17 protein-coding genes are annotated in these 12730 nt (G+C 63.8%); 7 read left to right on the plus strand and 10 right to left on the minus strand.

Annotation, left to right across the window (positions count from 1 at the left end):
- From K2W81_RS06510 to K2W81_RS06520, 3 genes are all read right to left on the minus strand, one after another.
- A partial coding sequence (locus tag K2W81_RS06510) for a VIT family protein (protein ID WP_294102409.1) occupies positions 1–589 on the minus strand: 589 nt, incomplete at its 3' end.
- Between the two features lie 41 nt (positions 590–630).
- Positions 631–1377: a hypothetical protein gene (locus tag K2W81_RS06515; protein ID WP_294102410.1), complete on the minus strand. Its 747-nt coding sequence runs from the start codon at positions 1375–1377 to the stop codon at positions 631–633.
- The gene (locus tag K2W81_RS06520) at positions 1353–1886 is read right to left on the minus strand and encodes a hypothetical protein (RefSeq protein WP_294102411.1); all 534 of its coding nucleotides are present in this window, start codon (positions 1884–1886) and stop codon (positions 1353–1355) included. The genes K2W81_RS06515 and K2W81_RS06520 overlap by 25 nt, the downstream gene beginning before the upstream one ends.
- 228 nt (positions 1887–2114) lie before the next feature.
- On the opposite strand from K2W81_RS06520, the gene K2W81_RS06525 reads away from it, so the two are divergent.
- A complete protein-coding gene (locus K2W81_RS06525) occupies positions 2115–2927 on the plus strand; it encodes a universal stress protein (RefSeq protein ID WP_294102413.1) in 813 nt (270 codons plus the stop codon).
- On the opposite strand, the gene K2W81_RS06530 is transcribed toward K2W81_RS06525, so the two are convergent.
- Positions 2924–3400: a GNAT family N-acetyltransferase gene (locus tag K2W81_RS06530; RefSeq protein WP_294102414.1), complete on the minus strand. Its 477-nt coding sequence runs from the start codon at positions 3398–3400 to the stop codon at positions 2924–2926. The two genes, K2W81_RS06525 and K2W81_RS06530, sit on opposite strands and share 4 nt — an antisense overlap.
- Positions 3400–4317: an SMP-30/gluconolactonase/LRE family protein gene (locus K2W81_RS06535; protein ID WP_294102415.1), complete on the minus strand. Its 918-nt coding sequence runs from the start codon at positions 4315–4317 to the stop codon at positions 3400–3402. Before K2W81_RS06535 ends, K2W81_RS06530 begins: the two co-directional genes overlap by 1 nt.
- A 128-nt stretch (positions 4318–4445) precedes the next feature.
- Between K2W81_RS06535 and K2W81_RS06540 the strand changes: the two genes are divergently transcribed.
- On the plus strand, positions 4446–6098 hold the full coding sequence (locus tag K2W81_RS06540; protein ID WP_294102417.1) for a thiamine pyrophosphate-binding protein: 1653 nt from the start codon (positions 4446–4448) through the stop codon (positions 6096–6098).
- Positions 6099–6156: 58 nt separating this feature from the next.
- On the opposite strand, the gene K2W81_RS06545 is transcribed toward K2W81_RS06540, so the two are convergent.
- The 5 genes from K2W81_RS06545 to thiS form a co-directional block, all read right to left on the minus strand.
- Entirely contained in the window at positions 6157–6327 is a 171-nt protein-coding gene (locus K2W81_RS06545; RefSeq protein ID WP_294102419.1) for a CsbD family protein, read from the minus strand.
- 65 nt (positions 6328–6392) lie between these two features.
- Positions 6393–7160, minus strand: coding sequence for an alpha/beta hydrolase (locus K2W81_RS06550; RefSeq protein ID WP_294102421.1), 768 nt, complete (start codon positions 7158–7160; stop codon positions 6393–6395).
- Between the two features lie 103 nt (positions 7161–7263).
- Positions 7264–7419 carry a hypothetical protein gene (locus tag K2W81_RS06555; protein ID WP_294102423.1) on the minus strand — a complete coding sequence of 52 codons (156 nt, stop codon included), beginning with the start codon at positions 7417–7419 and terminating at the stop codon, positions 7264–7266.
- 61 nt (positions 7420–7480) lie between these two features.
- Positions 7481–7849 carry a hypothetical protein gene (locus tag K2W81_RS06560; RefSeq protein ID WP_294102424.1) on the minus strand — a complete coding sequence of 123 codons (369 nt, stop codon included), beginning with the start codon at positions 7847–7849 and terminating at the stop codon, positions 7481–7483.
- 20 nt (positions 7850–7869) lie between these two features.
- Positions 7870–8874, minus strand: coding sequence for a sulfur carrier protein ThiS (gene thiS, locus K2W81_RS06565; protein ID WP_294102425.1), 1005 nt, complete (start codon positions 8872–8874; stop codon positions 7870–7872).
- A gap of 90 nt (positions 8875–8964) precedes the next feature.
- Here thiS and K2W81_RS06570 point away from each other — a divergent pair, with 90 nt between their 5' ends.
- From K2W81_RS06570 to accC, 5 genes are all read left to right on the plus strand, one after another.
- On the plus strand, positions 8965–9693 hold the full coding sequence (locus tag K2W81_RS06570) for an SDR family NAD(P)-dependent oxidoreductase (RefSeq protein ID WP_294102426.1): 729 nt from the start codon (positions 8965–8967) through the stop codon (positions 9691–9693).
- Position 9694: 1 nt separating this feature from the next.
- Positions 9695–10294 carry a 2-hydroxychromene-2-carboxylate isomerase gene (locus tag K2W81_RS06575; protein WP_294102428.1) on the plus strand — a complete coding sequence of 200 codons (600 nt, stop codon included), beginning with the start codon at positions 9695–9697 and terminating at the stop codon, positions 10292–10294.
- Between the two features lie 69 nt (positions 10295–10363).
- A complete protein-coding gene (gene aroQ / locus K2W81_RS06580) occupies positions 10364–10798 on the plus strand; it encodes a type II 3-dehydroquinate dehydratase (RefSeq protein WP_294102430.1) in 435 nt (144 codons plus the stop codon).
- A 30-nt stretch (positions 10799–10828) separates the two neighbouring features.
- A complete protein-coding gene (accB, locus tag K2W81_RS06585; RefSeq protein ID WP_294102432.1) occupies positions 10829–11323 on the plus strand; it encodes an acetyl-CoA carboxylase biotin carboxyl carrier protein in 495 nt (164 codons plus the stop codon).
- Between the two features lies 1 nt (position 11324).
- Complete coding sequence (gene accC / locus K2W81_RS06590; RefSeq protein WP_294102433.1) at positions 11325–12680, plus strand: acetyl-CoA carboxylase biotin carboxylase subunit; 1356 nt, start codon at positions 11325–11327, stop codon at positions 12678–12680.
- The last annotated feature ends 50 nt before the right edge of the window (positions 12681–12730 follow it).

Consider the following 12730-nt stretch of genomic DNA (forward strand, 5'->3'; position numbering starts at 1 on the left):
CCCCGCCCGCGCGCGCGCCCACGATCCCGAGCGCTGCCAGAAACACGATCGAGCCCGCCGCTATCCCGATTTCGAGCATCGGACGCGGCAGCACGAATATCAGCAACAACGGCAAGATCGCCCCGACCGCGAAGCTGCCAGCCGAGGCGAGCGCCGCTTGCACCGGGCGCGCCTCCAGATGCACGCTCAAGCCGAGCTCGTCGCGCAGATGCGCTTTCAGGGCGTCCTTTGCGGTCAGGCGGTCAGCGACTTGCGCCGCCAGCGCGCGATCAAGGCCACGCGCCATATAGATGCGGGTCAGCTCCTCCAGCTCGGACGCCGGATCGTCGACCAGTTCCTGCGCTTCCTTGGCGCGATCGGCGGCTTCGGTATCGGCCTGCGAGCTGACCGAGACATATTCCCCTGCCGCCATCGACATGGCGCCCGCCACAAGGCCCGCGACGCCCGTTACCAGAATCGCCGACTGGCTCTGCGCGGCTGCGGCAACGCCGATCATCAGGCTGGCGGTCGAAACGATGCCGTCATTGGCGCCGAGCACCGCCGCGCGCAGCCAACCGATCCGTGCGACGAGGTGACGTTCACGATGCATTTGAATTCGTCCTCCAATTGGCCGTCAGTAACGCTTCCACTCTAGTCATCGCCACCCTCACCTTCGCCACCTTCGCCGCCCTCGGCATCTGGACGACGGTGGCAGCGCACGCAATTTTCGATGTTGCCGATGCCTTCCTCGGCGTGCCGCGCGCGCAAGCTCGCCGGTTGGTGCGCATGGCAGCCATAGCAGCTATAGGTCGAGTAGTCGGTACGCGGATGACAGGTCGCGCAGGCCACTGCGTGGTTGCGATCGAGCTGGAAATAGCGCGAATGATCGAAGCTGGCCGGCGCCCACGCGCGGTCACTATGGCAGGTCGAACAATTTGCGCGGTTCGATCGGTGAAGCGGCGTGTCAGGCGGCGTATGACAACTTGAACATTGCGCGCGGGTTTCAGCTTTCAGCAGGCTGTGGGCGAAGCGCTTGTCCGCGCGCCTCGTCAGTCGGGGTTCGGCGTGATCCGAATGGCAGGCCATGCAATTCGGCTCGACCAGCGATTGATGGAAAATCGGCGTCTTGGCGGCGTGCGCGATGCGGGCGCCGCGTGTCGTCAGCCTGCCGATGTCGGCAACCTTGTGGCACACGGTGCACCGCGTCGGCGATGCCCCCAGAAACGGTGTGTGGCACGCGAAGCAATCCTTGGCGATCGACGCATGCGCGGGCTTCACCGGGCCGGGCGCGATCATCGACTCAGGATGGATGATCGCAAAACCGGTGATGCCGACGACAAGGGCAGCGATGACGCGCAGCAGCCAGCGGTTCATCACCACCACCGCCAAAACAGGCAAATCGACACAACATGCGCCAGCGCGAGAACGGCAAAGGCCAGCGTGATCGGCAAGTGGATGACTCGCCACTGCTGAATAACGCCGAGCGTGATCGTGTCCCAATAGGTCCGCTCGTGCAGCTCGTCGGGCGACAGGCCCTGAGCAACCAGCGCCGCCTTGGTGGCCAGCAAGCTCTTGCGGGCGTGTTGCAACAGATACTTGCCCGTCAGACCGCTCCCGATGTTGATCGCCATTGCCCCAATCGCGAGCCAGCCCAGCCACGCATTGAAGTGGATACCAGCGTGGACAAGGATCAGCAGCGAACCGGCCCAGGCGAGCCGCTCATGCTGGCGCAACAGCTTGGCGGGCTTGCCCCAGCTGATGAGTTTGCGTTTGCGCGCCGAATAAATCAGCGACGTCAGGATCAGCAGCACGCCCGGAATGCCGAGATACCGACCGATCCAGACCAGATCAAAGGCGTGCAGCAGCGCGTCGATCGCCAGCGTCGCCGCCGCCAACGCCAACAGCATTGACGCAAAGGGTAAGACGCTATGCGTCAGGAGGCGTGCCTTCGCCGTTGTCAGGGATCCAATCCGACCGGAGCCGACGGCGCGAAAGACGCGGAGTCGGTGTGTTAATCCACGCCATCATCCAAAGTTCCGAGCGACGCGGCATTGATCGCCGTCAATGACCGTGCGGGCGCCGGAGCCTATGCGCATCTCGGGCGTTGACCCCCAAGGCTAGCTGGAAGGAACAGGATGCGATCGCTCATCGTTTATGCCGACGGCGGACCAGCCAATGCGGCGCGGCTGGAGGCCGCCCTCGATATCGCCCGGTTGACCCGGGGGCATATCACGCTCCACGTCAACACGCCGCTCCAGCGCTTCGTCTCGATGGATCCGTTCGGCGGCAGCTATTTGCTGGCGGGCGCCTTGGCCGATGCCCAGCAGCGCGAAAGCGACCTGCTTGCCCGGCTGACCGAAAAGCTGAGCAAGGAAGAAGTCCCATGGGACAGCCAGACCAGCAACGGGTTGGCCGCTGACGGCCTCGTCCGAGCCGCGATGCTTGGCGACTTGATCATCCTGTCATTCGATCCGCTTGACGCAGAACCGCAGAGTGATGCGACGCGGCTGGTCGGCGATGTCGTGCTGTCGGCGCCCTGCCCCGTGCTCGCGCTGCCGACCGAGCCCAAGCCGCTGTTTATTGGCGGCACCGCGCTGATTGCGTGGTCGGGCGAACCCGAGTCTGCTGGCGCGTTGCGCGCGGCGCTGCCGCTACTGCCGCTGGCGAAGGCGGTGAAGATCGTGACCGTCGTCGATCATCCTACTTTCTTCCCCGCGATCGATGCGGCGCAATATCTGTCACGGCACGACATTCATGCCGAGCTGGTCGAATGGCCCCGCGAGCCCGCTAACGTAGGGATGGCGCTGGCCGCAGCGGCGGACGCGCTTGCTGCCGACTGGATCGTCATGGGCGCCTATGGCAAGGGCCGGTTTCGCGAAGCAGTGTTTGGCGGGGTGACGCAGAAGCTGCTGGACCTGGGCCGCTTCCCGCTGTTGCTGAGCCACTAGGCATCACATTCGGTGACCTGATCGTTCCGCCGTCGACGCGCTTGCCATCGGTATCGGACATTGGGTACCGGATCTTCATGTTCGGGATCGAAGCCATATTCCTCGGCGATGAAGCCCGCACGCTCATAAATGCTACGGGCCCGGACATTGGCTTGATACGTCCAAAGCTGGAGATCGTTGTGGTCGCGTTGGGCGATGGCAATTAGCGCGCGACCAATCCCTTTGCCCTGTCGGCCGGGATCGAAGTAGAGATGCTCGATCCAGCCCGGCTCCAGCGCCATGTGCCCAGCGAGCGTCGCGCTGTCGAACGCGCCCCAAATCGGCCCCTTGGCGAAAACTTCTCGGTAGAAGGCCGAGGTTTCGTCGAGGCTGCGCAAATTCGGATCGAAGCCCGGAATCAATGCGCCAGCGAGTCGGTGCTGTCGTGCCGCAGCATCCGTCTCATCTGGGCGCAAGAGCCGGTAGACCAGCATCAATTGGTCAACCGCAATCCAGCGCGCGCCCAGGGCATCGCGATGAGCTGGCCGGTGCCTGACAGCGTGATGTAGGCCGTCGTCATATCATCCCCGCCCCAGCAGATGTTGGTGGTGAAGGGGTCAGGCGTGGGCACAAACTCGACCAATTCGCCGGCCGGTGAAATCACCGAAATGCCGCTTTCGCCGATCGTCGCGACGCAGATGTTGCCGCACGCCTCGACCCCGAGCGAATCGAAGAACTTATAGCCTGCGGGCCGGAAAAGCGGGATGCCTGCGCCACCGAGTCCGCCTGCCCGATCGACCTTGCCGGGCTCGGTCACGCGGAACGCCATCAACCGGCAGGTATAGGTCTCCGCCGCGTAGAGCGTGGTGCCGTCGGGCGACAGGCCGATGCCATTGGGGTTTTCGCTCGGAAAAATTACTTCCTCCAGATGCGATCCGTCGGCGTGCGCGTAGAAAATGCCGGTGATGTCGCGCTCGCGCGGGCGGTTCTTGCCATGGTCGGTGAACCAGAAGCCGCCGTGCTGATCGAACACAATGTCGTTTGGCCCGCGCAGCACGCAGCCGAAATCGCCGTCCTTGTACAGCACCTCGACCGCGCCGGTGTCGATATCGATCCGCTCGATCCGCCCGCCCGAATAGTCATCGGCCTGACCGCTCGGGATCAACAGGCCGCTCGGGTGCTCATGATAATTGAAGCCGCCGTTGTTGCAGCAGTAAAGCTTGCCATCGGGGCCGAGCGCCAGGCCGTTGGGGCCGCCGCCGGGAGTCGCGACGGTTTCCTTGGTCCCGTCGGGGCGCACACGCGTGATCCGCCCGGCGGCAATCTCGACGAGGATCACGCTGCCATCCGGCATCGCGACCGGCCCTTCGGGAAAGCGCAGGCCGGTTGTGACAGTGGTGAAGTCGGGCATTTGCCTCTCCTATGGTATTTTCTATGAAACCGTTCGGGCTGAGCTTGTCGAAGCCCTGTCCTTCCTGCAACCGTTGAGAAGAAGAACAGCCCTTCGACAAGCTCAGGGCGAACGGTAAGGAGCGATGGATGCGCACGGGCGGGCGAATTTTGGTCGACAATCTGCTCGCGCAAGGGTGCGACCGCATCTTCCAGGTGCCGGGCGAGAGTTTCCTCGCGGTGCTCGACGCGCTCCACGACACGCCGCAGATCGATGTCGTGACCTGTCGGCAGGAGGGCGGCGCCGCGTTCATGGCCTGCGCCGACGGCACGCTCACCCAGCGGCCGGGCGTTTGCTTCGTCACGCGCGGGCCGGGCGCGACCAATGCGAGCATCGGCGTGCACGTAGCGTTTCAGGACTCGCTGCCGATGATCCTGTTCATCGGCGACGTCGATCGCGGGATGCGCGACCGCGAGGGTTTTCAGGAAATCGATCTGGTGGCGATGTTCACCCCGCTCGCGAAGCTCGCGCTGCGGATCGACGACGCACGCCGCATCCCGGAATACGTCGCGCGGGCTTACAATGTCGCGACTAGCGGGCGGCCGGGGCCGGTGGTGATCGCGCTACCCGAGGACATGCTGCGCGATGTTGTGGAGGCCGTCGATCGGCCGCGGCTGGTGCCCTACCCCCTCACGCCCTGTGCACCGGAGCATGATTTCCTGTTCGACCGATTGCGCGCGGCGCAACGGCCAGTCGCGATTGTTGGCGGTGCGGGGTGGGATCAGTCGACAGCAGGACATTTCGCTTGGTTCGCCGAGCATTGGGGTATTCCGGTCGCTGGCGCCTTTCGTCGACAGGATGCCATCGCCAACAGTTCGACCGTTTGGGCCGGAAATCTGGGATACGGCCCAAGTCCGAAACTTGTCGAGCGCATCAGATCAGCCGACTTGGTATTGGTGGTCGGCGCCCGATTGGGAGAGGCGACAACGGATGGGTACACGCTGATCACCCCAGAACACCCCGATCAATACCTGATCCACGTTCACCCCGACCCGAACGAACTGGACAAGGTCTATCGCGCGGACATGGCGATATGTGGAGGCGTCGATCAGTTTTCTGAACTGCTGGCGGCAAACTTCCCACCAGAAGTGCCGATCCAACTCGGGGCCATCGCCCATGCCGAATGGCTCGAATGGTCCACGCCCCGCCCCCGCGAAGGCGTCGCCCTCGACCTCGGCATGTGCGTCGCCGCGATGCGTGAGCGTCTCACGCCCGAAGCCACCATAATCTGCAACGGTGCGGGCAATTTCTCGGGCTGGTGGCATCGTTACTGGCATTATGGACCTCCCGGAACCCAACTCGCGCCCACCGCAGGTGCAATGGGCTACGGCATCCCCGCCGCCGTCGCGGGCGCGCTACGCCACCCCGACAAGACCGTCGTCGCTGTCGCGGGCGATGGCGACTTCCTGATGAACGGGCAGGAACTCGCCACCGCGATCCAGCACGGCGCGAACATACTCGTCATCGTCGTCGACAATGGCGGCTATGGCACGATCCGCATGCACCAGGAGCGCGAATATCCCGAGCGCCTCAGCGGCACCGCACTGCACAACCCCGATTTCGCACTCCTCGCCAAGGCTTACGGCGCGTGGTCCGAAACCGTCGAGACGACCGAACAATTCGGCCCGGCGCTCGACCGCGCCCTCGCGCAAGGCGGCGTCAAGCTGCTCCACCTCAAGACCGATATGGAAATCATCACCAACGGCACGACGATCGACGCCATCCGCCGCGCGCACCAATAAAAAGGCCGCCCCGATCAAGTCGGGGCGGCCCATCACTCAGCCGGGTAAGGCAAAAGGCTTAGATGTCGTCGCCGAGCGCGCCCTTGACCTTGCCGATGGTCTGCTGCGCCTTGCCCTTGGCTTCCTGCGCGGCACCGTCTGCCTTGGTCTTGGGATCGTCGCTCATCTGCTTGACCTTGCCGATCGCTTCGTTGACATTACCCTTGATCTTGTCGCCGAGTTCACCCATCGTCGCTCTCCTCATATCAGTGACTTGAGAAGAACTGCGGATCGCGCGCCCGGTTCCCTAAAATTTTAGCTGGTGGGTGCGACCTGTCGCAAAAACGCCTCGACCGCGCGCCAGTTCGCGTCATAGCCCGCCGGATCCTTGTCCTTGATCAGCGTCGATGATCCGTGCGTTCCACCCGCGTCGGGCACATATTGCACTTTGCGCGGCCCCGGCACCGCCGCAAGGATCGCTTTGGCAGCCTCGATTTCCTTCGGGTCCTTGGCCGATGTGACAAAGACCGGCACGTGCAGCCGCGCGGCGGCCTTGGTAACCGGATTGCCGTCGCCCAGATATTCGCCGGGCGAGAAGGCCATCACAGCATCGACGCTCGCAGGATTGTCCGCCGCGACCTCAAACACGAGCGCCGCCGAATAGCTGCTGCCCCAGAGAATCACCGGCAGACCTTGCGTGCGCGCCCAACCGAGCGCGGCTTCCAAATCCTGTCGCGCGCTGAGAAAGTCGGTCGACTTGCCAGTGCGGTGGACGGTCGAATTGTCGCCGAACAGATCGCCGCCCGAGCGTTGGTCGATCGCATAAGCGGTATAACCCATCGCCGCGAGGCGCGGGGCGATCGTGCCATATTCGTCCTTGCTCGATCCCGCCTGATGGAACAGCAGCACGACCGCCTTGGGCTTGGCGGCCTTGTAGAGCCAGCCGGCGATGCTCGTCCCGTCATAGGTTTTGAGCATATTGGGTTCGCGCGGCAGCGCGGGGCCGGTGTCCGCCTGCGCACCGGAAGGTCGGTCGCACGCCGCCAGCAAAAGGCCCAAGGTTAGCCCCAACAAGATGCGCATCTCAATTGCTCCACGCCAACATCGTCACCGCCGCACGGTGGCCCGAATGGAAAAGTGCCGGGACGTTTCCGCCCCGGCACCCCTTACGCACGCAAAAGCGCGATCAGCAATTGGGCATGCCGCAATCGATGCCCAGCGCCATGCACACGCCCATACAGGCCGCGCTGCACACCGCCGCGACCGCAGCAGGCGCTGCCGCATAAGCAACCGTTGAGGTGCCGACGAGGCCAAGGACGAGGAACTTTGCAAAACGAATCATCATGAATCTCCGACTAAATGGGTTTGCGGCACGATTGTCCGCAGTGAGGGTCAACGAGCCATTATGCGCGCGGCGGGCGCTGCGGCGGCGCGGTTGACCAACCCGGAGGAGCCACGATCGGCACAATATTGGGCCGACAAGCCGTATATTCGGGAGCGGCAGCGGCGACACGCGGTGCGGGCGCGACCACACAACAATTGGTGCAGCAATCATCAGCCATTTGTGAGTCGCACGCACCATCTACCGCATCTGCACGATGCATCAGGGCATGGCCCGTTTTGGAAGAGTGATCCTGCGGCATTGCCGTATTGGCCATCGCCGGTTTCACAGCGCCCACCTCATGGCACGCGCTGTTTGCTACTGACGGCAGCATCACCACTGACAGCATCAGCAGGGCAAACGCCGTCAAAAGGGGCTTAAACCGGTGCATTATGCCAAATCCATAGCAGGTTAGATCAGCCCCGCCAACGGGCTCGACGGATCGGCATAGCGGCGCTGGCCCATCCGTCCCGCCAGATACGCCATCCGCCCTGCCTCAACGGCGGATTTCATGGCAGCGGCCATCAGGATCGGGTCACGCGCTTCGGCAATCGCGGTGTTCATCAGCACGCCGTCGCAACCAAGCTCCATCGCGACTGACGCGTCCGACGCGGTGCCGACCCCGGCATCGACCAGCACGGGAACGCTCGCGCCCTCGACGATCAGCCGAATCGTCACGCGATTCTGGATGCCGAGCCCTGAGCCGATCGGCGCGCCCAAGGGCATGATCGCCACCGCACCCGCATTCTCCAGCCGCTTCGCCGCGATCGGATCGTCGACGCAGTACACCATCGGCAGGAAACCCTCTTTGGCGAGGATTTCGGTCGCGCGCAGCGTTTCGACCATGTCGGGGTAGAGCGTCTTGGCCTCGCCGAGCACCTCAAGCTTCACCAGATCCCAGCCGCCCGCCTCGCGCGCCAGCCGCAGCGTGCGGATTGCCTCATCGCCGGTAAAGCAGCCTGCCGTGTTGGGCAGGTAGGTAACCTTCTTCGGGTCGATGAAATCGGTGAGCATCGGCGCCTTGGGGTCGCTGATGTTCACGCGGCGCACCGCGACGGTGACGATCTCGGCGCCCGATGCGGCGACGGCAGCGGCGTTCTGCGCAAAATCCTTATATTTGCCGGTGCCGACGATCAGCCGCGAGTTGAAGGTACGCCCCGCAACCGTCCAGCTATCGGCGGGCAACGCGGGCGCATGATCGCCACCACCAACGAAATGGACGATTTCGAGTTCGTCGCCGTCTTCGATCCGCACCTGCGCCAGCGTCGAGCGCGGGACGATTTCGAGATTGCGCTCGACCGCGACCTTTTCGGGCGCCAGCCCCAGCTCGTTCGCCAGATCGGCGATCGTCATGTCGCCCCGGACCCGTCGATGCTCGCCGTTGATGTGAATTCCAATCGTTCCGTCTGCCGACATGATGTGCCTTTGCCTTCGCGTTGCAGCGCATATAGGTAGGGCGAAGGCGCAGCGGCAACCGAAAGAACGCGGCATGGCACAGCGGGCAGAATGACAGGCGCAGCCTTGATCGTCGGCGCAGGCGACGCAACCGGCGGCGCGATTGCCAAAGCCTTTGCCCGCGAAGGGCTGGTCGCCTGCGTCAATCGCCGCGCCACCAATGCCGACAAGCTCGAACAGCTTGCCCAGTCGATCAGGGACGAAGGGCTCTTGGCGCAGGCCTATCCCGCCGACGCCCGGGAAGAGGACCAGATGGTCGCGATGGTCGATGCGATCGAACTTGATGTGGGCGCAATCGAAGTCGCTGTTTTCAACATCGGCGCCAACGTCAATTTTCCGATCACTGAGATGACTGCGCGCGTTTACCGCAAGGTTTGGGAAATGGCATGTTTCAGCGGCTTCCTGATGGGCCGCGAGGTCGCGCGCCACATGCTGACGCGCGAGCGGGGTACGATCATATTCACCGGCGCGACGGCGTCGCTGCGTGGCGGCAGCGGTTTTTCGGCATTCTCAGGGGCCAAGTCGGCATTGCGGATGCTGGCCCAGAGCATGGCGCGCGAACTCGGGCCAAAGAATATCCACGTCGCCCATTCGATCATCGATGGGCCGATCGATACCGACTTCATTGCCCAGCGGATCGGCGACATCGGTGCTGCGCGCGCCGCCGACGCGGTCCTGTCGCCCGATGAGATCGCCAAAAACTATGTCATGCTTCACCGTCAGGCGCGCAGCGCGTGGACGCACGAACTCGACCTGAGACCTTGGACGGAGCGATTCTGACATGCCCGGCAGTATTGAATTCATCTTCGATTTCGCCAGTCCGAACGCCTATCTGGCGCACCGCGCGTTGCCCGGGGTGCTGACGCGAACCGGGGCCAGCGTGCGCTACACGCCCTGCCTGCTCGGCGGCATTTTTCGCGCGACCAACAACAAGGCGCCAATGGTGCAGTTCGCCGAAATTCCCGCCAAAATGGCCTATGAACGGTTGGAGATGACGCGCTTCATCGCCGCGCATGACTTGACCGACTTTCGAATGAATCCGCACTTCCCGGTCAACACCTTGACGCTGATGCGCATGGCGATCGTCGCCGAGGCGGAAGGCACGCTCGAACGGTTGATAGCGATCGGGCTATCGGCGATGTGGGAAGCGGGCGAGAACATGGCCGATCCCGAGGTCATCGTCCGCGTGGTGACGGCGGGCGGCTTGGAAGGCGCGGCGATGCTCGCGCGCACCCAAGACCAGGCCATCAAGGACAAGCTGGTCGCCAATACCGAAGCCGCTGTCGCGCGCGGCGTGTTCGGTATCCCCAGCTTCTTCGTCGGCGACGAACTATTCTTCGGCAAGGACCGGCTCGGTCAGGTCGAGGCAGCGCTGCGCTGATCGCAGTCCTTGGCGCGGCGGCGCCGGTCGCCTATACCAGTCACCTGCCGAAACGATCGAAGGGGCCTCATGCCCAACACCATTTTCGTCCTCAATGGCCCCAATCTCAACTTGCTGGGCCTGCGCGAACCCGAGATTTATGGCGCCGACACGCTCGACGACATTGCCGGGATGCTTGAGGATCGCGCGCGTGACCTGAGCCTCGAAATCGACATGCGCCAGTCGAACCATGAGGGTCATTTGATCGACTGGTTGCACGAAGCGCAGGCGACGGGCGCCAAGGCAGTGCTGCTCAACGCCGGTGCCTATACCCACACGTCGTTCGCGCTGTACGATGCGATGCGCGCGATCAAGACGCCCGTTATCGAAGTCCATCTGTCAAACCCTGCCGCGCGCGAAGAATATCGCCGCCACAGCTTCGTCGGCATGGCGGCCAAGGGCGTGATTTCGGGGTTTGGCGCCCAATCCTATCTGCTCGCGCTTGAAGCCGCGGCGCGCATCTGACAGAGAATGCGATCAAACAGGGAATTTGATATGACCGACTCCACCACCGCCGATGTGCCCGGCGACGACGGGGCAATGCGAATTGACGTCGCGCTGGTGCGCCAGCTCGCAGAGCTGCTCGACGAAACGCAGCTGACCGAAATCGAAGTGCAGGATGGCGAGCGCAAGGTGCGCGTCGCGCGCAGCGTTACCGTTGCGGCCGCGCCTGCCCCCGTGCCCGTCGCCGCTGCCGCCGCCCCGGCAGCGCCCGCAGCGGCGCCCGTCGCTGCTGCCGCAACGCCGCCCGATCACGCCAATGCGGTCAAATCGCCGATGGTCGGCACGGCCTATCTGTCGCCTGAACCCGGCGCCGCGCCGTTCATCTCGGTCGGTGACAAAGTGGCTGCGGGCGCGACGATCCTGATCATCGAAGCAATGAAGGTGATGAACCCGATCACCGCGCTAACCGGCGGCACCGTCATCGCGGTGCTGATCGACAGCGGCCAGCCGGTCGAGTTCGACCAGCCACTGGTCATCATCGCCTGACATGCCCGAGATCAAAAAACTGCTGATCGCCAATCGCGGCGAAATCGCGCTTCGCATCCACCGCGCCTGCCATGAAATGGGCATTCAGACGGTCGCGGTGCATTCGACGGCGGACAGCGACGCGATGCACGTCCGCCTCGCCGATCAGGCGATCTGCATCGGGCCACCGCCGGCAGCCGAGAGCTATCTCAACATCCCCGCGATTATTTCGGCCGCCGAAATCTCGGGCGCGGACGCGATCCATCCTGGCTATGGCTTCCTGAGCGAAAATGCGCGCTTTGCCGAAATCGTCGAAGCGCATGACATCATCTTCGTCGGCCCCAAGCCCGAGCACATCCGCACAATGGGCGACAAGGTCGAGGCCAAGCGCTCGGCAGGCGCGCTCGGGCTGCCGCTCGTCCCCGGCTCGGACGGCGCGATCAGCGACATTGCCGAGGCCAAGGCGATTGCCGAGCGCGTCGGCTATCCGGTGATCATCAAGGCCGCATCGGGCGGCGGCGGGCGCGGCATGAAGGTCGTCACCAACGCCGACGATCTCGAAAGCCAGATGCAACAGGCCGGGACCGAAGCCAAAGCGGCGTTCGGCGACGCGACCGTCTATCTCGAAAAATATCTCGGCAATCCGCGCCATATCGAATTCCAGATCTTCGGCGACGGCGAAGGCAATGCGATCCACTTGGGCGAGCGCGATTGTTCGCTCCAGCGCCGCCACCAGAAAGTGCTCGAGGAAGCCCCCTCCCCCGTGCTTGGCCATGCCGATCGCGAGCGGATGGGCGGCGTCTGCGCGCGGGCGATGGCCGACATGGGCTATCGCGGCGCGGGGACGATCGAGTTCCTGTGGGAAAATGGCGAATTCTATTTCATCGAGATGAATACCCGGCTGCAGGTTGAACATCCCGTCACCGAAGCGATCACCGGACTCGATCTGGTGCGCGAGCAAATCCGCATTGCCGAAGGGCACGGGTTGACCCTGCGCCAGCAGGACGTCGAATTCCGCGGCCACGCGATTGAATGCCGCATCAATGCCGAAGACCCGCGCACCTTTGCGCCGTCGCCGGGGACGGTAAAGACTTATCACGCGCCCGGCGGCATGAGCGTGCGCGTCGATAGCGGGCTCTACGCGGGCTATCGGGTGCCGCCCTATTATGATTCGATGATCGCCAAGCTGATCGTCTGGGGGCACAGCCGCGAGGGCGCTTTGCGCCGCCTGCGCCGCGCGCTCAAAGAATATGTGATCGAGGGGATGAAGACCACCATCCCGCTGCATCAGGCGCTGCTGGACGACCCCGACTTCCAGAAGGGGGAGTATACGATCAAATGGCTCGAGGAATGGCTGGCGCGCAACAACGACGCCTGACGCGCTTCCCCCGACCGCGCGCGCATGCAACAACGCGAGCGTCGATTCTG

This window comes from Sphingomonas sp., from assembly GCF_019749955.1.
GTDB lineage: Bacteria > Pseudomonadota > Alphaproteobacteria > Sphingomonadales > Sphingomonadaceae > Sphingomonas.